The 22,174-nt window shown below is 68.7% G+C and carries 22 protein-coding genes and 1 pseudogene; 16 read left to right on the forward strand and 7 right to left on the reverse strand.

Features of this window, described 5'->3' with window-relative positions:
- From ACAM51_RS24815 to ACAM51_RS24825, 3 genes are read left to right on the forward strand one after another with little or no spacing between them, the layout of a single operon-like run.
- Entirely contained in the window at window positions 1–786 is a 786-nt protein-coding gene (locus ACAM51_RS24815) for a HipA family kinase (RefSeq protein ID WP_218294168.1), read from the forward strand.
- Window positions 773–1,165, forward strand: coding sequence for a DUF3037 domain-containing protein (locus tag ACAM51_RS24820; protein ID WP_218294169.1), 393 nt, complete (start codon window positions 773–775; stop codon window positions 1,163–1,165). The genes ACAM51_RS24815 and ACAM51_RS24820 overlap by 14 nt, the downstream gene beginning before the upstream one ends.
- Before the next feature lie 35 nt (window positions 1,166–1,200).
- A complete protein-coding gene (locus tag ACAM51_RS24825; protein ID WP_369643886.1) occupies window positions 1,201–2,667 on the forward strand; it encodes a cobyric acid synthase in 1,467 nt (488 codons plus the stop codon).
- 28 nt (window positions 2,668–2,695) lie between these two features.
- Here ACAM51_RS24825 and ACAM51_RS24830 read toward each other — a convergent pair whose 3' ends face one another.
- Window positions 2,696–3,487, reverse strand: coding sequence for a class I SAM-dependent methyltransferase (locus tag ACAM51_RS24830; RefSeq protein ID WP_218294170.1), 792 nt, complete (start codon window positions 3,485–3,487; stop codon window positions 2,696–2,698).
- On the opposite strand from ACAM51_RS24830, the gene cobT reads away from it, so the two are divergent.
- Window positions 3,486–4,550 carry a nicotinate-nucleotide--dimethylbenzimidazole phosphoribosyltransferase gene (gene cobT, locus ACAM51_RS24835; RefSeq protein WP_369642201.1) on the forward strand — a complete coding sequence of 355 codons (1,065 nt, stop codon included), beginning with the start codon at window positions 3,486–3,488 and terminating at the stop codon, window positions 4,548–4,550. The two genes, ACAM51_RS24830 and cobT, sit on opposite strands and share 2 nt — an antisense overlap.
- A 67-nt stretch (window positions 4,551–4,617) precedes the next feature.
- Here cobT and ACAM51_RS24840 read toward each other — a convergent pair whose 3' ends face one another.
- Window positions 4,618–5,751: a GGDEF domain-containing protein gene (locus ACAM51_RS24840; protein ID WP_255591397.1), complete on the reverse strand. Its 1,134-nt coding sequence runs from the start codon at window positions 5,749–5,751 to the stop codon at window positions 4,618–4,620.
- A 252-nt stretch (window positions 5,752–6,003) separates the two neighbouring features.
- Here ACAM51_RS24840 and ACAM51_RS24845 point away from each other — a divergent pair, with 252 nt between their 5' ends.
- The 7 genes and pseudogenes from ACAM51_RS24845 to ACAM51_RS24875 all read left to right on the forward strand — a co-directional run.
- A complete protein-coding gene (locus ACAM51_RS24845; protein ID WP_369643887.1) occupies window positions 6,004–7,107 on the forward strand; it encodes an ABC transporter ATP-binding protein in 1,104 nt (367 codons plus the stop codon).
- A gap of 63 nt (window positions 7,108–7,170) precedes the next feature.
- A complete protein-coding gene (locus ACAM51_RS24850; protein WP_369642202.1) occupies window positions 7,171–8,466 on the forward strand; it encodes a PotD/PotF family extracellular solute-binding protein in 1,296 nt (431 codons plus the stop codon).
- Between the two features lie 189 nt (window positions 8,467–8,655).
- Complete coding sequence (locus ACAM51_RS24855; protein WP_369642203.1) at window positions 8,656–9,570, forward strand: ABC transporter permease; 915 nt, start codon at window positions 8,656–8,658, stop codon at window positions 9,568–9,570.
- Window position 9,571: 1 nt separating this feature from the next.
- Entirely contained in the window at window positions 9,572–10,459 is an 888-nt protein-coding gene (locus ACAM51_RS24860) for an ABC transporter permease (RefSeq protein ID WP_369642204.1), read from the forward strand.
- Window positions 10,460–10,472: 13 nt separating this feature from the next.
- The gene (locus ACAM51_RS24865) at window positions 10,473–11,234 is read left to right on the forward strand and encodes a GntR family transcriptional regulator (protein WP_369642205.1); all 762 of its coding nucleotides are present in this window, start codon (window positions 10,473–10,475) and stop codon (window positions 11,232–11,234) included.
- Between the two features lie 16 nt (window positions 11,235–11,250).
- Window positions 11,251–11,997, forward strand: a complete 747-nt coding sequence (locus ACAM51_RS24870; RefSeq protein WP_369642206.1) for an aspartate/glutamate racemase family protein — start codon at window positions 11,251–11,253, stop codon at window positions 11,995–11,997.
- Window positions 11,998–12,046: 49 nt separating this feature from the next.
- Window positions 12,047–12,235, forward strand: a pseudogene (locus tag ACAM51_RS24875) (type II toxin-antitoxin system death-on-curing family toxin); the annotation flags it as partial.
- A 78-nt stretch (window positions 12,236–12,313) separates the two neighbouring features.
- Here the strand turns inward: ACAM51_RS24875 and nth are convergent.
- Both nth and ACAM51_RS24885 read right to left on the reverse strand, forming a co-directional pair.
- Entirely contained in the window at window positions 12,314–12,952 is a 639-nt protein-coding gene (gene nth / locus ACAM51_RS24880; RefSeq protein ID WP_369642207.1) for an endonuclease III, read from the reverse strand.
- Window positions 12,949–13,896: a LysR family transcriptional regulator gene (locus tag ACAM51_RS24885; RefSeq protein WP_369642208.1), complete on the reverse strand. Its 948-nt coding sequence runs from the start codon at window positions 13,894–13,896 to the stop codon at window positions 12,949–12,951. The genes nth and ACAM51_RS24885 overlap by 4 nt, the downstream gene beginning before the upstream one ends.
- Window positions 13,897–14,015: 119 nt before the next feature.
- Here ACAM51_RS24885 and ACAM51_RS24890 point away from each other — a divergent pair, with 119 nt between their 5' ends.
- Window positions 14,016–15,476: an amidase gene (locus tag ACAM51_RS24890; protein WP_369642209.1), complete on the forward strand. Its 1,461-nt coding sequence runs from the start codon at window positions 14,016–14,018 to the stop codon at window positions 15,474–15,476.
- Window positions 15,477–15,554: 78 nt separating this feature from the next.
- Window positions 15,555–16,538: a tripartite tricarboxylate transporter substrate binding protein gene (locus ACAM51_RS24895; RefSeq protein ID WP_218340822.1), complete on the forward strand. Its 984-nt coding sequence runs from the start codon at window positions 15,555–15,557 to the stop codon at window positions 16,536–16,538.
- 11 nt (window positions 16,539–16,549) lie between these two features.
- Here ACAM51_RS24895 and ACAM51_RS24900 read toward each other — a convergent pair whose 3' ends face one another.
- On the reverse strand, window positions 16,550–17,026 hold the full coding sequence (locus ACAM51_RS24900; RefSeq protein WP_369642210.1) for a GyrI-like domain-containing protein: 477 nt from the start codon (window positions 17,024–17,026) through the stop codon (window positions 16,550–16,552).
- A 125-nt stretch (window positions 17,027–17,151) separates the two neighbouring features.
- Between ACAM51_RS24900 and ACAM51_RS24905 the strand changes: the two genes are divergently transcribed.
- Both ACAM51_RS24905 and ACAM51_RS24910 read left to right on the forward strand, forming a co-directional pair.
- Window positions 17,152–18,342 carry a PLP-dependent aminotransferase family protein gene (locus tag ACAM51_RS24905; RefSeq protein ID WP_218294182.1) on the forward strand — a complete coding sequence of 397 codons (1,191 nt, stop codon included), beginning with the start codon at window positions 17,152–17,154 and terminating at the stop codon, window positions 18,340–18,342.
- A gap of 7 nt (window positions 18,343–18,349) precedes the next feature.
- A complete protein-coding gene (locus ACAM51_RS24910) occupies window positions 18,350–18,577 on the forward strand; it encodes a SlyX family protein (RefSeq protein WP_369642211.1) in 228 nt (75 codons plus the stop codon).
- 9 nt (window positions 18,578–18,586) lie between these two features.
- Here the strand turns inward: ACAM51_RS24910 and ACAM51_RS24915 are convergent, their stop codons facing one another.
- Entirely contained in the window at window positions 18,587–19,219 is a 633-nt protein-coding gene (locus ACAM51_RS24915) for a TetR/AcrR family transcriptional regulator (RefSeq protein ID WP_369642212.1), read from the reverse strand.
- 95 nt (window positions 19,220–19,314) lie between these two features.
- Between ACAM51_RS24915 and ACAM51_RS24920 the strand changes: the two genes are divergently transcribed.
- Window positions 19,315–21,378 carry an FAD-dependent oxidoreductase gene (locus ACAM51_RS24920; RefSeq protein WP_369643888.1) on the forward strand — a complete coding sequence of 688 codons (2,064 nt, stop codon included), beginning with the start codon at window positions 19,315–19,317 and terminating at the stop codon, window positions 21,376–21,378.
- Window positions 21,379–21,444: 66 nt separating this feature from the next.
- Here the strand turns inward: ACAM51_RS24920 and ACAM51_RS24925 are convergent, their stop codons facing one another.
- Window positions 21,445–22,128: a 3'-5' exonuclease gene (locus tag ACAM51_RS24925; protein ID WP_369642213.1), complete on the reverse strand. Its 684-nt coding sequence runs from the start codon at window positions 22,126–22,128 to the stop codon at window positions 21,445–21,447.
- Window positions 22,129–22,174 lie beyond the last annotated feature (46 nt).

Genomic DNA, 22,174 nt, shown 5'->3' on the forward strand with positions numbered 1-22,174 from the left:
GTGCGAACCATCACCGTCACCCGCTACGTCACGCCGCTGCGTGAAGGCGGATCCATGCCCGCCGTGGTCGAAGGCGACGACCTCGGGCTGTACGTGCTCAAGTTCCGGGGGGCGGGGCAGGGCGTGCGCGCCCTCCTGGCCGAGCTCATTTCCGGGGGGCTGGCGCGGGCCCTGGGCTTGCCCGTGCCCGAGATCGTGCTCGCCCAGCTGGACACGGGCCTGGCCCAGACCGAGCCCGACCCCGAGATCCAGGACCTGGTGCGCGCCAGCGGCGGTCTCAACGTGGGGCTCGACTACCTGTCGGGCGCGCTCAACTTCGACCCCGCGGTGGACGAGGTTTCCGAGGACTTCGCCTCGCGCCTGGTCTGGTTCGATGCCCTGGTGGCCAATGTGGACCGCACGGCGCGCAACACCAACCTGCTCGTGTGGCACCGCAAGCCCTGGCTCATCGACCATGGCGCCTCGCTCACCTTCCACCATGCGTGGAATGGCGCGGTGGCGCAGCCCGCCAGGCCTTTCGCGCCGATTGCCGACCATGTGCTGCTGCACCGCGCCACGGCCATCGGCGAGGTGGACGGCGAACTGGCGGCGCTGCTCACGCGCGAGGTGCTCACGGGCATCCTGGCGGATGTGCCCGATGAATTCCTGGCCTTGGCCGGCGCCGAGCATGCCGAGGGCCCGCTGTCGGCCCCGGCCAGCCATCGCCAGGCCTATGTGGACCATTTCGCGGCGCGCATCGCGGGGCGCGAGGCCTGGGTGAAGGGGGCCATCGATGCACGCGGCTGAGGTGTACGACTACGCCATCGTGCGTGTGGTGCCGCGCGTGGAGCGCGAGGAGTTCATCAACGCGGGCGTGATCCTCTCGTGCCAGCGCAGCGGCTTCCTGCAGGCCGCCATCGCGCTCGACGAGGCGCGCCTGCTGGCCATCGACCCGCGGGCCGACATCGACACCGTGCGCCGCCACTTGGCGGCCATCGTGGCCATTTGCGCCGGGGACGAGGGCTGCGGGCCGATTGCGCGGCTGCCCTACCGCTCGCGCTTTCACTGGCTCACCGCCAGGCGCAGTGCCGTCATCCAGACATCGCCCGTGCACACCGGCCGCTGCACCGACGCGGCGGCGGCGCTCGACCACATCATGGACCGCATGGTGAGGCCCCTGCCTTGAACGCATCCACTTCTCCGCGCATGGCGCGCTGCGTGATGGTGCTGGGCACCACCAGCGGCGCCGGCAAGAGCTGGCTCACCACCGCGCTGTGCCGCCACTACAGCAACCTGGGCCTGAAGGTCGCGCCGTTCAAGGCGCAGAACATGAGCAACAACGCGCGCGTCGTGCCCGGCCCCGGCGGGTTGCTGGGCGAGATCGGCAGCGCGCAGTACTTCCAGGCCCTCGCGGCCCGCGCCGGGCCCGAGGTGCGCATGAACCCACTGCTGCTCAAGCCCGAGGCCGACACGCACAGCCAGGTCGTGCTGATGGGGCAGGTGAGCGCGGAGCTCACGGCCATGCCCTGGCGCGGCCGCAGCGAAAAGGTGTGGCCGCAGATCGCCGCCGCGCTCGATGCGCTGCGCGCCGAAAACGACGTGGTGGTGATCGAAGGCGCGGGCTCGCCCGCCGAGATCAACCTGCACGCCAGCGACATCGTGAACATGCGCGTCGCGCGCCATGCCGGCGCCCGCTGCCTGCTGGTGACCGACATCGACCGGGGCGGCGCCTTTGCGCACCTGTACGGCACCTGGGCGCTGCTGCCCGAGGACGAGCGCGCACTGATCCATGGATTCGTGCTCAACAAGTTCCGCGGCGATGCCCGCCTGCTGGCGCCCGCGCCGCAGATGCTGCAGGACCTGACCGGCGTGCCCACCGTGGCAACGGTGCCGATGCACTGGCGCCACGGCCTGCCCGAGGAGGATGGCGTGTTCGACGACCGCAGCACCTCGGCCGGCACCGTGCACACCACCGTGGCCGTGGTGGCCTATCCGCGCATCAGCAACCTCGACGAGTTCCAGCCCCTGAAGAACGTGCCCGGCGTGCGCCTGCTGTGGGCGCGCAGCCCGGCCGACCTGGGCGGCCTGAAGCCCACGGACTGGGTGGTGCTGCCCGGCTCCAAGGCGACGGCCGCCGACCTGGCCTGGCTGCGCGCGCAGGGGCTGGACCAGTCCATCGCGGCCCATGCCGCGCGCGGCGGGGCCGTGCTGGGGGTGTGTGGCGGCCTGCAGATGCTGGGCGAGGCGCTGATCGACACCGAGGGCATCGACGGCAATGCGCCCGGCCTGGGCCTGCTGCCGCTGGTCACCGCCTTCGCGCGCGACAAGACGGTGCGGCTCACGCGCGCGCGTTGCGGTGCGCTGCCGGGCGCCTGGGGGGCGCTGTCGGGGGTGGAGGTGGCGGGCTATGAAATCCACCACGGCCAGACCGCGCAGCACCCGGCCATGGCGGCCAAGGGCGATGTGGCGCACGAGGTGATGCCAGGCCTGGCCTGGAGCAATGTGGCGGGCAATGTGCTGGGGGTGTACCTGCACGGCCTGTTCGAGGACGGGGCGGCGCTCCAGGCGCTGTTCGGTGCGCGGCTCGCCGCGCCGGTGCCCACGCTCGACAGCGTGTTCGACGGCCTGGCGCACGCCATCGGCCCCTGTTTCACGCCCGGGGTGCTGGATGCGCTGGTGGCCGCGTAGGGCTGCCGCGGTGGCGGGCCTCGGCGCTTTACACCCGTTCGCAGTGGTATGCGAGCGTGGTGTACGGGAAGCGCACGGTGCCCTGCCCGCGCAGCGCGGGGTGGTGGGCGATGAGTGCCTCGATCCGTGCGCGCACCTGGGCCCGCTCGCTGTCGGGCAGGGCGGCGATGAAGCTCACCGACATGAAGCGGTCCATGATGACCTGCTGTGGCGGCCCCACATGCTCATGCGGCAGCCGGGTCTCGGCCAGTGGGCTGAAGCCGGGGTGCGGGAAGGGCCGGCGCCAGTCGCCCTTGTAGAAGCGCGGCGCATCGCCCTCGAAGGGCGTGATGATGTCCGTGAGTTCCGCCACCCAGTCCACCGATTCGTCGCGCACATTCCACACCAGGCCAAGCCGGCCGCCGGGGCGCAGCACGCGGTGGAATTCATCCAGAGACTCGTTCGTGGCAAACCAGTGGAAGGCCTGCGCACAGACCAGGGCATCGAGCGCGCCGGACGGCAGCGGAATGGCCTGGGCCGTTCCCGCCACGGCGCGCACCGTGGGCAATTGCAGGGCATCGATCCTGGCGCGCATCGCATCCACGGGCTCCACGCCCACCACACCGGCCCCGGTGGCCGCGAGCAGCGCGGTGAACTTGCCCGTGCCCGCGCCCACATCGGCCACCTGGCGGCCGGGGCCCAGGCCCAGGGTCTGCCCCAGCCAGGCCGACAGCGCCGCCGGGTAGTCGGGCCGGCCGCGCGCGTATGTCTGGGCCTCATTCGCATAACCCCGCTGTGCCGCTGCGTGCACGGCATCTTTCTTCGTGTTCTCTACCACCATGACCGCACCTTTCATTCTTCCACCCGTTGATGACCTCCATGATGCCGCGTTGGCCAGCCGCCTGCAGCACGTGATCGATTACAAGACCAAGCCGCTCGGCTCCCTGGGGCTGCTGGAGCGCCTGGCGCTGCGCCTGGGGCTCATCCTGGGCACCGAGACGCCTGAACTGCATGCGCCGCAGATGCTGGTGTGCGCGGGCGACCACGGGCTGGCCGCAAGGGGCGTGTCGGCGTTTCCGAGCGACGTGACGTGGCAGATGGTCGAGAACTTCCTGGCCGGTGGCGCCGCCGTGAGCGTGCTCGCGCGCCAGCACGGCCTGGGCCTGACGGTGGTGGACTGCGGCGTGGCCAAACCCATCGCCGCGCGCGAGGCAGCGCCCGGCCAGCCGCAGTTGCTGCTGCGCAAGGTGGCGCTGGGCACTCAGGACGCTTCCGTCGGGCCCGCGATGACGGCGGCGCAGTGCGCTGGGGCCCTGGCGAACGGCGCGGAGGTGGTGCGCGGCCTGCCCGGCAATGCGCTGCTGCTGGGCGAGATGGGCATCGGCAACACGTCCGTGGCCTCGCTGCTGCTGGCACGGCTGGCCGGCCTGCCGCTGGCCGAGGTGACGGGCGCCGGCACGGGGCTGGATGCGGCCGGCATCGAGCGCAAGCGCGCGGTGCTGCAGCAGGCGCTGGACGTGAACGCCGGGGCCACCGGCCCGCTGGATGCGCTGGCCGCCCTGGGCGGCTTCGAGGTCGCCACGCTGGTGGGCGCGGTGCTGCAGGCCGCGGCCGAGGGCCGCGTGATCGTGGTGGATGGCTTCATCACCAGCGCCGCCGTGCTGGTGGCCAGCCGCCTGCAGCCGGCCGTGCTGCAGCGCTGCGTGTTCGCCCACCGATCGGGCGAGCGCGGCCACAGCCTCATGCTCGCGCAGATGCAGGCCGAGCCGCTGCTGGACCTGGGCCTGCGCCTGGGCGAGGGCTCGGGCGCTGCGCTCGCCTGGCCGCTGCTGCAGTCGGCGTGCGCGGTGCTCAGCGAGATGGCGAGCTTCGAGTCGGCCGGGGTCGCCACCCAGACAGCCTGAGCCAGGGGGCGGCGCCCTGCGGCGCAGCCTTCCACCGCTGGGCGCCCGGCGGCGTGCGATTTGTCTCTCAGGCCTCGACCGTCTGGTTGCGCCCCTGCTCCTTGGCGCGGTACAGCGCGGCATCGGCGCGCGAGAGCATGCCGTCCAGCGTCTCGCCGGGGCCTGCCCAGCTGGTGAGTCCGATGCTGACCTCGCAGTCGAGCGGGTGGCCCGTCGCCAGCGCGGCGTGGATGCGCTGCGCCACGCTCCGGGCCGCCACTCCCTGCGTGCCTGGCAGCAGCACCATGAATTCCTCTCCGCCATACCGCCCCAGGCGGTCCGCGCGGCGCAGTACCTGGCGCGTCCGTTCGGCGAAATGCACGAGCACGGCATCTCCGTGCTGGTGTCCATGGGTGTCGTTCACGGACTTGAAGTTGTCCAGGTCCAGCATCATGATCGAGGGGCCGTTGCCGTAGCGCTGTGCGCGCTCCAGCTCGTCCTCGCAGCGCTGCAGCAGTGCGCGCCGGTTCAGTGTCTGGGTGAGCGAGTCGTGCGTCGCCAGATGTTCCAGCTCGGTGCGCAGGCGGTCTGTGGCCATGAGCACCGCGCCGATGGACAGCATGAGCACCGTCAGCACGTAGGCGCCGATGTACAGGGTCTGGAACAGCGAAGGTTCCATCAGGTCCGCGCCGGCGCGCCCGGCCATGATGGAGCCCAGGCGCACGGCAAGGACGCCCATGTGCAGCGCCAGGACGACCTCCACCAGCCGCACGGGGAAGTTGCGCCCGCCGTGCCGCAGCATGAAGCGCAATTGCGCGGCATAGACGATGCCCATGGCAACCGTGAAGAACCCGACGCGCAGGCCGTAGTGCGGCATCCAGTAGGTCAGCCAGATGAACACGAGGGTGGTGCCCGCCATGACCCAGGACCAAGTGCGCCAGGTGGAGGGCCTGCCCATGAAGCTGCGCGTGCCCATGTAGTAGGTCACGGTGCCCAGCACCAGCAGCTGGTTGGCCAGCACCAGACTCAGCCAGTCCGGGATGAAGCCGCGCGCGCTGAAAAGCACCGTGGACGCCAGCCACAGCAGCGGCGCCAGCGCCCAGGCGCCCACCCCCTGGATCGACGGCGGGTAGTAGCGCCTCATGAAAAGCAGGACGATGGCCATGACGGCGGACATGAAGCCCGCCATGGCGATCATGGAGCGCGGGTCGAGGTTCGTCATCCAGCGTGAATGGGAAGAGGGCGCGCTACGTAAGAAATTGTTTCTGCTGCGATTTCAGTATAGCCATACGAATATGTTTCAGGCGTATGCCATGGGCCCCGCAAACGTTTCCGTGCACCAGAAAAAGGAGCCTAAGCGGCAAGGATGGTGCGCGCAGCGCGGGGGGCGGCACAGGCCGGGCACAAGGATGGTGCAATTTGTACGCAAACTCAATGAAAAATTGTGTACAAAGTTGGCATGGGCCTTGCGTTCATGGGTGCCATGCAAGCTCCCATCCCTGCCCAGCCCCCGGTTGCCATTGAAATCGTCGCGCTCACCAAGCGCTACGCCAGCGGCAAGCCCGCCGTGGACGCCATCAACCTGCGCATCGCCAGCGGCAGCTACTGCTGCCTGCTGGGGCCCTCCGGCTGCGGCAAGAGCACTACGCTGCGCATGATTGCGGGGCACGAGTCGGTGACCAGCGGCGACATCCTGCTGGAGAACCGCAACATCACTGACCTGCCCGCCGCGGCGCGCGGCACGGCCATGATGTTCCAGAGCTTCGCGCTGTTCCCGCACCTCTCGGCGCTGGACAACGTGGCCTTCAGCCTGAAGATGAAGGGCGTGGCCAGGGCCGAGCGGCAGGCCAAGGCGCGTGACCTGCTCGAGCGCGTGGCCATGGGCCACCTGGCCGAGCGCAAGCCGGCCGAGCTCTCGGGCGGGCAGCAGCAGCGCGTGGCACTGGCGCGTGCCCTCATCACCCAGCCGCGTGTCTTGCTGCTGGACGAACCCCTTTCGGCGCTGGACCCCTTCCTGCGCATCCAGATGCGCGCCGAGCTGCGCCGCTGGCAGAAGGAGCTGGGCCTGACATTCATCCACGTGACCCACTCGCAGGAAGAGGCCATGGCCCTGGCCGACACCATGGTGGTGATGAACCACGGCGTGATTGAGCAGGTGGGTTCGCCCCACGAGGTCTACAACCGCCCGGCCAGTGAGTTCGTGGCGCGCTTCATGGGCGGCCACAACGTGATCGACACGCCCGAGGGCAAGGTCGGCGTGCGCACCGACCACCTGCAGATCGCCCCCGCCAGTGCCGAGCTGCCCTGGGGTGCCCAGCGCATGCAGGCCGTGGTGACCGACGTGGAGTACCAGGGCACCTATGTGCTGCTGGGCCTGCAAAAGCAGGGCGTGGCGCTGTCGGCCAACGCCACGGCGGCGTACTCGGTGATGGTGTCCGAGGCCGCTTTTGCCGCGCAGCCCTACCAGGTGGGGCAGGCGGTGCAATTGCACTGGACGCCGGAGCAGGCGCACCCGCTGTCCAAGCCTGCTGCCGCATCACCGGCGGTGCCATCTCCAGCCGTGGCCGTTGCCGCCTGATGGCGCTGCCACGCATCTTCCCTTTTTCCACCCGTCCCCTTCCGCAACCCAAGGAGTTTTCCCATGTCCGATGATTCCCGTGCCGATTCCCCCGCTGTTGTCGTTACCGAGGCTGCAGGCGTGCAGCGCCGCTCGCTGCTCAAGGGCACGGCGGGCATCCTGGCCGCTGGCGTGTTCCCGGCCGTCCATTCGCAGGAAAAGATCGTGCTGCGCTACCTGGGCACGGCAGTGAACCAGGACAAGGCCATTGCCGAGAAGTTCAAGGCCGACACCGGCATCGAGATCCAGTACGTGGCCGTGACCACCGACGACGTGACCAAGCGCGCCGTGACCGCGCCCAACAGCTTCGATCTGATCGACACCGAGTACTTCTCGCTCAAGAAGATCGTGCCCACGGGCAACTTGAAGGGCATCGACACCAAGCGCATCAAGAACGCCGACAAGATCACCACGCTGTTCACCACCGGCATGGTGGCCGGCAAGGCCGTGGGCGACCAGGGCACGGCGCCCAAGAAGGTGATCTACCTGGAGGGCGAAAAATCCAAGAAGTTCGCGACCGCGCCCACGCAGTTCATGAGCCTGATCCCCACCGTGTACAACGCCGACACGCTGGGCATCCGCCCCGACCTGATCAAGCGCCCCATCAACTCCTGGGCCGAGCTGCTCAACCCCGAGTTCAAGGGCAAGACCGCGATCCTGAACATCCCTTCCATCGGCATCATGGACGCCGCCATGGTGGTCGAGGCCATGGGCATCTACAAGTACCCCGACAAGGGCAACATGACCAAGAAGGAGATCGATCTCACGATCAAGACCCTGATCGAGGCCAAGAAGCAGGGCCAGTTCCGCGCGCTGTGGAAGGATTTCAACGAGTCGGTGAACCTGATGGCATCGGGCGAGGTGGTGATCCAGTCGATGTGGAGCCCGGCCGTCACCGCCGTGCGCACCAAGGGCATCGCCTGCAACTTCCAGCCGCTCAAGGAAGGCTACCGCGCCTGGGCCGCCGGCTTCGGCCTGCCGGCCACCCTGTCGGGCAGGAAGCTCGACGGCGCCTACGAATTCATCAACTGGTTCCTGGACGGCTGGGCGGGTGCCTACCTTAACCGCCAGGGCTACTACAGCGCCGTGCTGGAGACCGCCAAGTCCAAGATGGAAGCCTACGAGTGGGCCTACTGGATGGAAGGCAAGCCCGCCACGCAGGACATCAAGAGCCCCAATGGCGACGTGCTGGCCAAGACCGGCGCGGTGCGCGACGGCGGCAGTTATGAGTCGCGCATGGGCGGCATCGCCTGCTGGAACGCGTTGATGGACGAGAACAACTACATGGTGCAGAAGTGGAATGAGTTCGTCGCGGCGTAGAGAGTGCACCCTCTGAGGCGCTTTGCGCCTTCCCCCTCTCTCGACCCGCTGCGCGGGTCGGGAGGGGGACGCCCCCGGTGCGGCGGGGCGGCCCTTGCACGGGGGCACTGGCCTTTGGCCGCGCCAGTTTCAAGGATTAAGACGAAACGCCGAGCTGCGGATATCTGATACCGATTGTTTGCAAACACCATGAGCACAACCCACACACCGACCTTGCCTGCTGCTGCCGTCCCCGGCCGCAGCATTGCCGCCTGGTGGCAGGCTGCGCCGTTCACGCTGGTGTTCGCGCTGTTCTTCCTGATTCCGCTGGCGCTGATCGTGATGGTCAGCTTCTGGGACTTCAATGAGTACGAGCTGTTGCCGGGCTTCACGTTCAAGAACTACGTGTCGATTTTTGCGGGCTGTGGTGATGCGTCAGACGGGCTGTGTGTCACGCTCAAGACGTATTACTCCACGCTCAAGTTCAGTTTTCTGGTGTGGCTGATCACGCTGGTGATCGGCTTCACCGTGGCCTATTTCCTGGCCTTCCATGTGCGCTCCTCGGGCATGCAGACGCTGCTGTTCGTGCTGTGCACCATTCCGTTCTGGACGTCGAACGTGATCCGCATGATCTCGTGGGTGCCGCTGCTGGGGCGCAACGGGCTGGTCAACCAGACCCTGGTGGGAGCAGGGCTCGTCGATCAGCCCGTCGAATGGCTGCTGTTCTCGGACTTCTCGGTGGTGCTGGCCTTCGTGCACCTGTACACCATGTTCATGATCGTGCCCATCTTCAACAGCATGATGCGCATCGACCGCAGCCTCATCGAGGCCGCCAGCGACAGCGGCGCCAGCGGCTGGCAGACGCTGTGGAACGTGATCATCCCCCTGTCGCGCACCGGCATCATCATCGGGTCCATCTTCGTGATCACCATCGTCATGGGTGATTTCGTGACCATCGGCGTGATGGGCGGGCAGCAGATCGCATCGATTGGCAAGATCATCCAGGTGCAGACCTCGTACCTGCAGTTCCCGCTGGCTGCGGCCAATGCCGTGATCCTGCTCGCGGTGGTGCTCATGATCATCTGGTGCTTGACGCGCCTGGTCGACATCCGAAAGGAACTCTGACATGTCCATGCGCGATTCCCGCCCCGCGAGCTTCTGGCCCCTGGCCCTCGTGTTTGCCCTGTTCGTGCTGTTCATGTACGGGCCCATGCTGGTCATCTTCATCCTGAGCTTCCAGGGCCCCGAAGGCGGGCTGACCTTTCCCATGCGCGGCGTGTCGCTGCACTGGTTCCACAAGTTGGCCGAGGGGCTGGGGGTGGTGGACATCGGCGCGGCGCTGTGGCGCTCGCTGGGCCTGGGCGTGGCGGTGATGCTGTGCACGGTGGTGCTGTCGGTGCTGGCCGGCCTGGCCTTCCGCAAGCGGCTGGGGGGGGGCAACACGCTGTTCTTCATCGTCGTGGCCAGCCTGATCATGCCGTCCATCATCGTGTCGCTGGGCATCGGGCTGGAGTTCCGGCTCATCGACAACGGTATCAAGGCGGCCCTGGAATGGCTGGGCATGGAGAGCACGCTCGAGGGCTACGGTACGTCGCTTGGCCTGTTCACCTCGGCCCTGGGCGCGCACCTGACCTGGACGCTGCCGTTCGGCCTGCTCATCATGTTCGCGGTGTTCAACCGCTTCAACCCATCCTACGAAGAGGCCGCGCGCGACCTGGGCGCCACGCCCTGGCAGGGCTTTGCCCATGTGGTGCTGCCCTTGATCGCGCCCTCGGTCGTGGGCATCGGCATGTTCGGCTTCACCCTGAGCTGGGACGAGATCGCCCGCACCTCGCAGGCCATCGGCGACGTGAACACGCTGCCGCTGGAGCTGCAGGGTCTGACCAGCACGGTGACCACGCCGTCCATCTACGCGCTGGGCACGCTGACCACCGTGGTGTCGTTCATCGTCATGGGCATCACGCTGGCGTTGGTATGGGCCTTGGGGCGCAGGCGCAAGGGCCGTCCGGGTTAAAAACGGCACCCTTATGACGACCATCAACCCCAAGCCCCGGCGCACACGCGCTGCGGTCACCGAGCCGCCCGTGCAGCCCGGCGCGACCGGCCAGCTCAGCGACAACGACATGTACGACCGCATGGTGTCGGCCATCCTCGACCACCGGCTGCCCCCCGGCACCAAGCTGGTGGAGGACAAGCTGGCGGCGGCCTTTGGCGTGTCGCGCACGCGCGTGCGGCCGGTGCTGGTGCGGCTGGCCAATGAACAGGTTGTCACGCTCACGCCCCACCGGGGCGCATCCATTGCCCAGCCCACGCCGCAAGAGGCGCTGGAGGTGTTCGAGGCCCGCCGCCTCCTGGAGCCGCGCCTGGTGGAGCTGTTCATCGCCAACGCGACCGATGCCGACATTGCCGCGCTGCGCGCCTGCATCGACGACGAAGAGTCGGCCCGGGCCAGTGGCGACATGCGCCGCGCCATTCGCCTGTCGGGCGATTTTCATCTGCACATCGCGCAGGCCGCCGGGCACCAGACGCTGGGGCGCATCCTGCGGGAGCTGGTCTCGCGCACCTCGCTGATCCTCATGACCTACAGCCCGAGCCACGCGCGCGAACGCGAGGAGGCCACGGCCTGCGGCTGCCGCGAGCACCGGGCGTTGATCGATGCCATCCGCCTGCGCGACGCGCGCGAGGCGGCGCGCCTCATGCTGACGCACCTGGCCCGCATCGAAACGCAGCTGGAGTTCACCCCGCCGGCCAGCGATGTGCCCGATCTGGCGCAATTGCTGGGCGCCTGAATCCCGACACCTTGCCATGCGCCAGCTGCTCGTCCTCAACCCCAACACCTCGGCCAGCGTCAGCACCTTGCTGCAGCGGCATGTGCAGGCAGCCGCAGGTTCGCATGTGGCGGTGCGCACGGCCACGGCACGTTTTGGCGCCCCCTACATCGCCTGCGAGGCCAGCTATGCCGTGGCAGCCCATGCCGCATTGGACGCCTGGGCCCATGAGCTGGCGCAACCCCGGCCCCGGCCCGATGCCGTGCTGATCGGCTGCTTTGGCGACCCGGGACTGATGGCGCTGCGCGAAAGCTGCCCCGTGCCTGTGACGGGCCTGGCCGAAGCCTCCTTCATCGAAGCCGCCCGCCATGGGCGCTATGCCATCGTCACGGGCGGCGAGCGCTGGGGCCCCATGCTGCAGCGCCTGGCGCAGGCGCTGGGGCATTCGCACGGGCTCGCGGGTATTCACACGGTGGCGCCCACGGGGGCCCAGCTGGCGGCAGACCCGGAAGCCGCCCGTGCCTTGCTGGTGGAGGCCTGCCGCGACGTGGTGCGGCAGATGGGGGTGCAGGCTGTCATCCTGGGCGGGGCAGGGCTTGCCGGCATGGCCGCTGCGGTGCAACCCCAGGTGGCGGTGCCGGTGATCGACAGCGTGGTGGCCGGTGCGACCTGGGCCCTGCGTGCGCACCCCGTGCCGCCGGAGCGGAAAGTGGCGGGGTTTGAGGTGGCGTGGGTGGGGGTGTCGGGGGAAATGGCGGCCTTGGGAGTGGCAGGGATGGTTTGACGCAGGTAGGTGGAAAGTCAGGTATTACGTTTGTAATTACTTGGAGATCAACCATCCTTTTGTCGACGGTAACAAGCGCACGGGCTTCGTGGCCGCCGAGCTTTTCCTGCGGCTGAACGGATAGGCGCTCACCGCCGACGATGCATCGTGTGTGCTCGCCATGCTCGCTGTCGCCGCAGGCGACATCACCGAAGAGGCCTTCGCCGCCTGGCTGCGGGACCACGCCGCCGCTCGTTGATGTCAATTTGAAGTATTTTCAGGCTCCAGCGCTTATCAAGAAAGCGCGCGTAGCTATGAAAACAGAAGCAATCCGCGCTCAGGGCGCCAGTGTCTTCGGCTGGTAGTCGCAATACTCGCTCACCACGCATTCCCAGCAGCGCGGCTTGCGCGCCTGGCACACATAGCGGCCCAGCAGGATGAGCCAGTGGTGCGAGTCCACCGCGTAGGCGACGGGCACGCGCTTCATCAGCTGCAATTCCACCGCCAGCGGGTTCCTGCCGGGCGCCAGGCCCGTGCGGTTGCTCACGCGAAAGATGTGCGTGTCGACCGCCATGGTGGGCTCGCCGAAGGCCACGTTCAGCACCACATTGGCCGTCTTGCGGCCCACGCCAGGCAGGGCTTCCAGGGCTTCGCGCGTGCGGGGCACCACGCTGCCGTGCTGCTCCACCAGGATGCGGCAGGTTTCCAGCAGGTTTTTGGCCTTGGTGCGGTACAGGCCGATGGTCTTGATGTAGCCCTCCAGCCCTTCCAGCCCCAGGTCCAGGATGGCCTGGGGTGTGCCCGCCACCGGGAACAGCTTGCGCGTGGCCTTGTTCACGCCCACATCGGTGGCCTGGGCCGACAGCAGCACGGCGGCCAGCAGCTCGAACGGGGTGGTGTATTCCAGCTCCGTGTTGGGCATGGGGTTGGCCGCCTTCAGGGTGGCGAAGAAGGGTTCGATCTGCGCGGTTTTCATGGGGGAGAGTTTGTTCTGGAGGAATGCGTGGGGTCTGCATTGTCCCGTAGCTGTGTGCGCAAGAACTCCAGGAACATGCGCACGGCCGCCGGCAGGGTGCGGCCGCTCAGCGTCTGCAGTTCGGCGGCGCGTGCGCTCATGCCGGGCTCGCGGATCTGTGCCGCATGCAGCTCGCCGCGCCGCACGCGGTCGCGCACCGTCACTTCGCCCGATATCGACAGCCCGCCGCCGTGCAGCACGAAGTGGGTCAGCGTCTCGAAGTGGTTGCACACCAGCACGGGCTCGAACACCAGGCCGCGCTGGCTGCAGCCGATGTCGAACAGCTGGCGCACGGTGTTGTCGCGTTCGGGCAGGGCGATGGGGCAGGGGTGCATCTGCGCCAGCGTCACGCTGGGGAAGCGCGCCAGCGCGTGGTCGGGCCGCATGATCGCGATGACCGGCGAGGCCTCGCGGTGCTGCACGGTGATGTCCCGCTCGGCCGAGCGGCTGTAGGTGAGGCCGATGTCCGCGTCGCCGTTGAGCACGGCCGTGGTCACCGCCGCCGGGCTGACCACGCGCAGGTGGAACTGGATACCCGGGTACTGCGTGCGGAACTGCGCCATCACGCGTGGCAAAAATTCGATGGCAAAACCGGCTGAACTGCACAGCCGCACCCGCCCCGTGTGCAGCCCCTGCAGCGCCTGGATGTCCGAGACCACGCGGTCGGCCTCCAGCGCGCCGCGCCGCGCGTGCGCGGCCAGCAGCTCGCCCGCCGCGCTGGGCGCCATGCCACGCGGACGGCGGTCGAACAGCGGCACGCCCAGCAGGTCTTCGAGCGCCGCCACCTGCCGGCTCACGGCCGAGGGCGACACATGCAGGCGCGTGGCGGCTTCGCTCACCGACCCGCTGCGCACCACCTCCAGAAAGTAGCGCAGGGCCGTGTCCTGCAGGCGGCTTGAGAGCATGGGAGGCCTGGGTGTGTGGTTTGCGTAAAGCGCAACGATAACCTCAGAAATCGTCGATTGTCGAAACGCAAGCGGCTGCTTATGCTGACTTCCCAATGACACATTCGCCCGCAACCCCCTTGCACCCCCAGACCAGCACCCCGCCCGGCGGCATCGTGGCCCGCACGGCCGTGGGCCTGTCACACGCCATCCATGCCCGCGAGGTGTCGTGCGTCGAGGTGCTCGATGCCTACCTGGCCCAGATCGACCGGCTGAACCCGGTGGTCAATGCCGTGGTGGCCCTGGCCGACCGCGATGCGCTGCACACCCTGGCTGCCGAGCGCGATGCGCAACTGGCGCGCGGCGAGAGCCTGGGGCCGCTGCACGGCTTTCCGCAGGCGCCCAAGGACATCATGCCCGCCGCCGGCATGGTCACCACACGCGGTTCGCCCATCTTCGCGGGCCAGGTCTCTGCCACCGACGCCGTGGTGTTCGAGCGCATGCGTGCCAGCGGCGCGCTCTTCGTGGGCCGAACCAACTCGCCCGAGTTCGGCCTGGGCGGGCACACCTACAACCCGGTGTATGGCACCACGCGCAATGCCTTCGACCCGGCCGTGTCGGCGGGCGGCAGCAGCGGCGGGGCGGCGGTGGCCGTGGCGCTGCACATGCTGCCGGTGGCCGACGGCTCGGACATGATGGGATCACTGCGCACGCCGGCGGCGTTCAACAACGTGTACGGGCTGCGCACCTCGTTCGGCCTGGTGCCGCACGGCCCGACGGAGGAGGTGTTCTTCCAGCAGTTCAGCGTGGCGGGCCCCATGGCGCGCAACATCCCGGACCTGGCGCTGCTGCTGTCGGTGCAGGCGGGCTTCGATGCGCGGCTGCCGCTCACCCGCCGGCACGAGGACGTGGCCTTGCTGGGCCAGCCGCTGGAGCGTGGCTTCCACGGCGCGCGCATCGGCTGGCTGGGCGACCTGGGCGGGCACCTGCCCACCGAGCCCGGCGTGCTGGCCACCTGCGAGCAGGCGCTGGCGCACTTCCGCACGGTGGGCTGCACGGTGGAATCCGTGGTGCCCGCGTTCGACATGGAGCAGCTGTGGAACGCCTGGATCGACCTGCGCAGCTTCAGCGTGGCGGGTGCCAACGCAGGCCTGTACCGCAACCCCGCCACGCACTCGCTGCTCAAGCCTGAGGCGGTGTGGGAGATCGAGCGCGGCATGCGCCTCACGGCGCTGCAGGTGTACGACGCGGCCCGCGTACGCAGTGCCTGGTATCAGATGCTGCGCGGCCTGTTCGAGCAATTCGATTTTCTGGTGCTGCCCGCCGCGCAGGTTTTTCCGTTCAACGCCGGGCTGGACTGGCCGCACGATGTGGCAGGCCGCACCATGGACACCTACCACCGCTGGATGGAAACCGTGGTGCCCGCCACCATGGCCGGCCTGCCTGCACTGGCAGTACCCGCCGGCTTCGGGCCTGGTGGACTGCCTGCCGGGCTGCAGATCATCGGCCCGGCGCAGGCCGATGCCGCCGTGCTGCAGATAGGGCACGCATACGACCGGGCCAGTGGCTACGCCCGTGTGGCGAGCCCCTTGCTGGGTTGATGGGCCCCGTTCCGTTCCACGTTTTATATGCCTTCCCCTGCCGCCTTTCCCGCATTTTCTTGACCGGAGAACTTCCCCATGCCCTTGCCGCGCTCCCGCTTCATCTCGTGCCTTCTGGCCAGCGCGTTCGCGCTGGCCGCGCCCGCCGTGGCGTTGGCGCAGACCTATCCCGACCGCCCTGTGAAGCTGGTCGTTCCGTTCGCACCCGGCGGAGCCACGGACATCCTGGGGCGCCTGCTGGCCACGGCGATGGGCGAACGCCTGGGGCAGCCCATGGTGGTGGAGAACAAGCCCGGCGCGGGCACGGTGGTGGCCGCGTCGCTGGTGGCCAAGGCCCCGGCCGATGGCTACACCCTGCTGCTGGGCGCCAATACCACGCTCACCATGAACCCCGCCATCCGCACCAACCTGCCGTACGACCCCGTGCGCAGCTTCACGCCCATCGGCATGGTGGCGGACATGGGGCTGCTGCTGGTGGCCCACAACGATGTGCAGGGCAGCACGCTCAAGGACATCGTGGCCCAGGCCAAGGCCGCGCCGGACAAGTTCTCGTACGGCTCCTACGGCACGGGCTCGTCGGTGCACTTCGGCGCCGAGATGCTCAAGGCCACCGCGGGCTTTCCGATGATGCACGTGCCCTTCAACGGCAGCTCGCCCAACCTCACGGCGCTGATGGGCGGGCAGGTGCAGCTGGCGGTGGACACGGTGGTGGCCTCCACCCCGCTCATCAAGGCCGGCAAGATCAAGCCCATCGCCGTGCTGAGCCCGCAGCGCCTGCCGCTGCTGCCCAACGTGCCCACGGTGGCCGAGAGCGGCTACCCGGGCTTCGACATGGGGTCGTGGTTCGCGTTCGTCGCGCCCGCCGGCCTGCCCGCACCGGTGCAGAAAAAGCTGGAGAAGGCCCTGGCCGACACCATGGCCTCCGCCGAGTTCAAGAAGAAGCTGGTGGACATCGGCATGACCCCCGCCTGGGGCAACGGCGATGCGCTGCGCGCCCGCATCGAGCGCGAGCTGCCGCTGATGCGCGCCGTGGCGGCGCGGGCGGACATCCGCGTCGACTGAGGGCGAGGGTTTCAGGCGGTGCTCTGCACCGCCAGGCACAGCCAGCAGGGAAACGCCCCGGTGGCGGGGTTGACGGCGAAGTGCTCGTCATAGACCTCGACGGCGGGCCGCGCGGCCACTTCCCAGCCTTCGGGGATCTGCCCCGGGGCCATCATTCCCGCCCAGGCCGCACCGATCTCGGGCCCGGTGCCGACGAACTGCAAACAGGCGTAGTCGCCGCCCGGAAAGTCCTGTACCAGCGCCTCGGTGCCCGTGCGCAACCCGACGCCCACCTGCACGCAGGCGTCGTAGCGGCATTGCGCGGGCGGTGTGCAGGCGGGGTTGTCCAGGCTGATGCCGTAGTACCTGGGGCGTGGCTCGGCGAGGCCATGGGCCGCGCACCATTGGCCAAAGCGATCCCACAGCTGCGTGAGCGACGGGCCGTAGGGGCCGGTCTGGCGCATGTAGGCAAGGCGCATCGGGGGCAACTGGCGGATGTCGAGGGGCATGGGTGGTCCTGGATGGGGTTGCGGTAGGGAGGGCGCTTTTGTGCCTTGCAGTCTAAGCCGCAGGAAACCTGCTCGGCAATTGGCGACAATGCGGGAATCCTTTGCCACCCATTTTTGTCCACGCCATGCAATTCGCCGACCGCCTGAACAATGTAGAAACCTCCGCCATCCGTGAGCTTTTCAAGCTGCTGGGCAAGCCCGGCATCATCAGCTTCGCGGGTGGCTTCCCCGACAGCGCGATGTTCGACGTGGAAGGCATCCGCGCTGCCAGCAACGCCGCCCTGGCCGAAGAACCCGGCGCCGCGCTGCAGTACGGCGCGACCGAAGGCTACAACCCCCTGCGCGAGCAACTGGCCGCCTTCATGGCCAGCAAGGGCGCCCAGGACGTGGCGGCCGACAACCTCATCGTCACCACCGGCAGCCAGCAGGCGCTGGACCTGCTGGGCAAGACCCTCATCAGTCCCGGCGACAAGGTCATCGTGGAAGGCCCGACCTTCCTGGCCACCATCCAGTGCTTTCGCCTGTACGGCGCCGAACTCATCAGCGCGCCCATCGACGGCAACGGCGTGAAGACCGACGAGCTGGAAAAGCTCATCGCCGAACACAAGCCCAAGTTCGTCTACCTCATCCCCACCTTCGGCAACCCCAGCGGCGCCATGCTGAGTCTGGAGCGCCGCAAGGCCGTGCTGGAGATGGCCGTGAAGCACAACACCCTGATCGTCGAGGACGACCCCTACGGCGACCTGTACTTCGGCGACGCACCGCCCCCCAGCCTGCTCAACCTGTCGGCCAGCGTGCCCGGCAGCCGCGAGCTGCTGGTGCACTGCGGCAGCTTGAGCAAGGTGCTGTCACCCGGCCTGCGCGTGGGCTGGATGATTGCCCCGGCCGAGCTGCTGGCCAAGGCCACCATGTGCAAGCAGTTCAGCGATGCGCACACCAGCACCTTCGCCCAGGCCACGGCCGCCCAATACCTCAAGGCCGGCCGCATGCCCGGCACGCTGGCGAACGTGCGCAAGGTGTATGCCGAACGCGCCCAGGCCATGGGCGATGCGCTCCGCAAGGAGCTGGGCGGCGCCATCGAGTTCGTGCAGCCCCAGGGCGGCCTGTTCGTGTGGGCGCGCCTCACGGGCGCGGGTGGCAAGGTGGCCGACGGCAATGTGCTGGCCCAGCGCGCGATTGAAAAGGGCGTGGCCTTCGTGCCCGGCACGCCGTTCTTCTGCGCCAACCCCGACCACGCCACGCTGCGCCTGTCGTTCGCGACGGCCGACGTGGAAAAGATCCGCGAAGGCGTGGCGCGCCTCGGCCAGGCCCTCTGAAGCGTCGATGTCGGACGCCAACGATCTCGCCCAGATTCTCCAGCGCCTGGAAAGCCTGGAGATCAAGGCCAGCTTCACCGAAGACCTGCTGGACCAGCTGAACATGACCATCTACCAGCAGCAGCAACTGATCGATCGGTTGACGCACGAGGTCATCCAGCTGCGCCAGCAGGCGCCCGAGGGCGGCTCGAACGGCCCGCGCAACCTGCGCGACGAGCTGCCGCCGCATTACTGATCTAGCGATCTAGGCTTTCACGGACCGCCAGGCCGCATCCGCCAACTCCGCGCGGTACGTGGTGGGCGAGGGCAGGCCGCCCTGGCCAGCGTTGCCCGACAGCCACGCCCTGCAATAGCTCTGCACCGGGCCCATGACCAGCGACGGCATCAGTTCGCAAGGCAGGTCGCGCAGCGCGCCCGATTGGCGGTGCGGCTCGAACCAGGCCACCAGCGCCTGGTTGCGGCCCCGCGCCGCCTCGGCCAGGTCGGCGGTGCGCGGGCCTGCGGCCACGGCGCCGCGCGCCTGGAACAGGAAACGTGCCCGCTCGGGTTGTGCCACCGCCCAGTCCAGATAGCCCGTGACCAGGGCCGACACGCCCGCCTCGACGCCCTGGGCGGCATCCAGCTGCGCCTGCACGCTGCGCGACTGGTCGTGAAAGATGTCGAAGAACAGCGCCGCCACGATGCCGTCGCGGTTGCCGAAGTGGTGATAAATGCTGCCGACGCTGGCCCCGCAGCGGGCGCGCACCCCGTCGATGGTGACAGCATCCACGCCGCCTTCGGCCGCGCAGGCGAGGGCGGCGTTCAGGATGTCCTGGCGGCGGTCGGTGGCGGCCTCGGCAGGGGATGAGGTGGGGGGCGGGGAATTGCGGCTTGCCATGGAATGTGATTCTAGAATAAAGTTCTAGAAAATACTTCTAGTCCACGATTTCCATGCATCCTTCCCCCATTGCCGCCCCTGCAGCCGCTGCATCCATGCCCGGTGCCGCCTTGTACCCGCACTTGCTCGCGCCGCTTGACCTGGGTTTCACCACCCTCAAAAACCGCGTGTTGATGGGCTCCATGCACACCGGCCTGGAGGACGGGCGCGACCTCACGCGCATGGCGGCGTACTTCCGCGAGCGGGCCGAGGGGGATGTGGGACTGATCGTGACGGGCGGCTTTGCTCCCAACATCGCGGGCTGGGCCAAGCCCTTCGCGGGCACGCTGGCGACCTCGGGTGCCGCCCGGCGCCACCGGGTGGTGACCGACGCGGTGCACGGCGCCGGCGGCAAGATCGCGCTGCAGATCCTGCACACCGGCCGCTATGCCTACCACCCGCTGGCCGTGGCACCCTCGCGCCTGCAGTCGCCCATCTCGCCGTTCACGCCGTTCGCGCTGTCGGCGCGCGGGGTGGAGCGCCAGATCCGCGCGTTCGTCAACTGTGCCGTGAAGGCGCGCGAGGCAGGCTACGACGGCGTGGAGGTGATGGGCTCGGAGGGCTACTTCATCAACCAGTTCCTCTCGCAAACCACCAACCTGCGCAGCGACGCCTGGGGCGGCGACTACAGCCACCGCATGCGCCTGCCGGTGGAGATCCTGGCCCGCATGCGCGAGGCCGTGGGGCCGGACTTCATCATCATCTACCGCCTGTCGATGATCGACCTGGTGCCCGGCGGCAGCGCCTGGGACGAGATCGTCACCTTGGGCAAGGCCGTGGCCACCGGTGGCGCGAACATCGTCAATACCGGCATCGGCTGGCACGAAGCGCGCGTGCCCACGATTGCCACCAGCGTGCCGCGCGCGGCGTTCGCCTGGGTCACGCAGAAGATGAAGGCCGAGTTCGCGGCGGCAGGCATTGCCACGCCGCTGGTCACGTCCAACCGCATCAACACGCCCGAGGTGGCCGAGCAGGTGCTGGCGGATGGCTGCGCCGACATGGTGTCGATGGCGCGTCCGCTGCTGGCCGACGCCGCCTTCGTGAAGAAGGCGGCAGAGGGCCGGGCCGACCGCATCAACACCTGCATCGCCTGCAACCAGGCCTGCCTGGACCATGTGTTCCAGAACAAGACCAGCAGCTGCCTGGTGAACCCGCGCGCCTGCCACGAGACGGAACTGGTCTACCGGCCCATCGCCACACCGTCCGCACGCAAGCGCATCGCCGTGGTGGGCGCCGGGCCCGCCGGCCTGACGGCGGCCACGGTGGCGGCCGAACGGGGGCACGAGGTGCACCTGTTCGACGCCGCGCCCGCCATCGGCGGCCAGCTCAACATGGCCAAGGTGGTGCCGGGCAAGGAGGAGTTCCACGAGATGCTGCGCTACCTGGCCACGCGGGTGGAGGACACGGGCGTGCAGCTGCACCTGAACCGCGTGGTGCAGGCCTGCGACCTGGAGGGCTTCGACGAGGTGGTGATCGCCACGGGCGTGCTGCCGCGCGACCCGCAGATCCCTGGCCAGGACCACGCCAAGGTGCTCAGCTACATCGACGTGCTGCGCCACGGCAAGCCGGTGGGCGAGCGCGTGGCCATCATCGGCGCGGGGGGCATCGGCTTTGACGTGGCCGAGTACCTCACGCATGGCGAGCACCCTTCCACCACGCTCGACCTGCCGGCCTGGAAGGCCGAGTGGGGCATCACCGACCCCGCCGAGGCGCGCGGTGGCCTGGCCCCCTCGGGCCCGCGCGCCACGCCCCCCGCGCGGCAGGTGACGCTGCTGCAGCGCAAGAAGGGCAAGCTGGGCGCGGGCCTGGGCAAGACCACGGGCTGGATCCACCGCACCACGCTCAAGATGAAAGAAGTGCAGATGGTGAGCGGCGTGAACTACGAGCGCATCGCCGACGAGGGGCTGCTGGTGTCCTACGGCGACAAGCGCGAGGACCCGGCCTGGATCCCTTGCGACACCGTGGTGCTGTGCGCGGGACAGGTGCCCCTTTTCAGCCTGGCGCAGGCGCTGGAGGCCACGGGCCGCAAGCCGCACCGCATCGGCGGCGCGCTGGAGGCGGGCGAGCTGGATGCCAAGCGCGCCATCGACCAGGCGGCGCGGCTGGCGGCGCGCTTGTAAGGCGAGTGAAGCCGGTTTTTAAGAAAAACAGGCCGCCAGCGCTGGATAGGAAAGCGCTGGCAGCTATTATTTTGATAGTGTCTGGCCGACGGCCGATGTCCCCCGCTGCGCGGCAGAACTCTCGAGTGCATTGAACACCCGCAGCGCGGCCCACGCATCGTTGGCCGCGTAGACCAGCTGGGCCTCCGTCAGCCGGGCGTTGGCCCAGTTCGAGGTGGCGGCCTTCTTGGACTTGATGAAGCGCCGGTTGAACAGCACGGCCACCGCGCCCTTCACACCCATGTCCTTGCGATAGCCGCGCTGGCGGAACACGGTGTTGAGTTCCAGCACATCGGCCGGCTGCACGCCCAGCTTGTGCTGGATGCGTTTGGTGTCGTCCCCCAGGCCAAAGCCCGCCTTGGTCACGCCGCGCAGGGCCAGCAGCTCGGCCACGCGCGCGCGGCAGCCGGGGTCGTGCAGCTGGAAGACCCAGGCGGTGTCGAGCGTGGCCAGCTGCACGATGTGGGGCCCGTCGGACTGTTCGCCCTGCACGAAGGTGGGCTTGGATTCGGTGTCGAACCCCCACGCGCTGGCCGCCGCCAGGGCATCGCAGGCCTTGTCGGCCTGCTCCGGGGTGGAGACGAGGGCGATGCGGTCGGTGCCCAGGCGCTCGAAGGGTTCCAGCAGGGCGATCTGGTCTTTGCCGGGGGTGGCGTGGTGGGCGGCGCGCGAAGGCGGGTGGGGGTGCCGGGGAGGGGGTGGTGCCGTCATGGGCCCATTGTGCCGTGCGGGCCCTGGAGCCCCGACGTGCCCGCGC

This window comes from Acidovorax sp. A79 (assembly GCF_041154505.1).
GTDB lineage: Bacteria > Pseudomonadota > Gammaproteobacteria > Burkholderiales > Burkholderiaceae_C > Acidovorax.

Excerpts from the sequence above, each read along its gene's own strand:
- ACAM51_RS24850 (WP_369642202.1), top strand. The coding sequence starts at position 7,171 with ATGTCCGATGATTCCCGTGCCGATTCCCCCGCTGTTGTCGTTACCGAG.
- ACAM51_RS24840 (WP_255591397.1), bottom strand. The coding sequence starts at position 5,751 with ATGACGAACCTCGACCCGCGCTCCATGATCGCCATGGCGGGCTTCATG.
- ACAM51_RS24860 (WP_369642204.1), top strand. The coding sequence starts at position 9,572 with ATGTCCATGCGCGATTCCCGCCCCGCGAGCTTCTGGCCCCTGGCCCTC.
- ACAM51_RS24855 (WP_369642203.1), top strand. The coding sequence starts at position 8,656 with ATGAGCACAACCCACACACCGACCTTGCCTGCTGCTGCCGTCCCCGGC.
- ACAM51_RS24900 (WP_369642210.1), bottom strand. The coding sequence starts at position 17,026 with ATGCCCCTCGACATCCGCCAGTTGCCCCCGATGCGCCTTGCCTACATG.
- ACAM51_RS24825 (WP_369643886.1), top strand. The coding sequence starts at position 1,201 with ATGGTGCTGGGCACCACCAGCGGCGCCGGCAAGAGCTGGCTCACCACC.
- ACAM51_RS24870 (WP_369642206.1), top strand. The coding sequence starts at position 11,251 with ATGCGCCAGCTGCTCGTCCTCAACCCCAACACCTCGGCCAGCGTCAGC.
- ACAM51_RS24885 (WP_369642208.1), bottom strand. The coding sequence starts at position 13,896 with ATGCTCTCAAGCCGCCTGCAGGACACGGCCCTGCGCTACTTTCTGGAG.
- cobT (WP_369642201.1), top strand. The coding sequence starts at position 3,486 with ATGACCGCACCTTTCATTCTTCCACCCGTTGATGACCTCCATGATGCC.
- ACAM51_RS24865 (WP_369642205.1), top strand. The coding sequence starts at position 10,473 with ATGACGACCATCAACCCCAAGCCCCGGCGCACACGCGCTGCGGTCACC.
- ACAM51_RS24905 (WP_218294182.1), top strand. The coding sequence starts at position 17,152 with ATGCAATTCGCCGACCGCCTGAACAATGTAGAAACCTCCGCCATCCGT.
- ACAM51_RS24830 (WP_218294170.1), bottom strand. The coding sequence starts at position 3,487 with ATGGTGGTAGAGAACACGAAGAAAGATGCCGTGCACGCAGCGGCACAG.
- ACAM51_RS24920 (WP_369643888.1), top strand. The coding sequence starts at position 19,315 with ATGCCCGGTGCCGCCTTGTACCCGCACTTGCTCGCGCCGCTTGACCTG.
- ACAM51_RS24895 (WP_218340822.1), top strand. The coding sequence starts at position 15,555 with ATGCCCTTGCCGCGCTCCCGCTTCATCTCGTGCCTTCTGGCCAGCGCG.
- ACAM51_RS24925 (WP_369642213.1), bottom strand. The coding sequence starts at position 22,128 with ATGACGGCACCACCCCCTCCCCGGCACCCCCACCCGCCTTCGCGCGCC.
- nth (WP_369642207.1), bottom strand. The coding sequence starts at position 12,952 with ATGAAAACCGCGCAGATCGAACCCTTCTTCGCCACCCTGAAGGCGGCC.
- ACAM51_RS24910 (WP_369642211.1), top strand. The coding sequence starts at position 18,350 with ATGTCGGACGCCAACGATCTCGCCCAGATTCTCCAGCGCCTGGAAAGC.
- ACAM51_RS24915 (WP_369642212.1), bottom strand. The coding sequence starts at position 19,219 with ATGGCAAGCCGCAATTCCCCGCCCCCCACCTCATCCCCTGCCGAGGCC.
- ACAM51_RS24820 (WP_218294169.1), top strand. The coding sequence starts at position 773 with ATGCACGCGGCTGAGGTGTACGACTACGCCATCGTGCGTGTGGTGCCG.
- ACAM51_RS24845 (WP_369643887.1), top strand. The coding sequence starts at position 6,004 with ATGGGTGCCATGCAAGCTCCCATCCCTGCCCAGCCCCCGGTTGCCATT.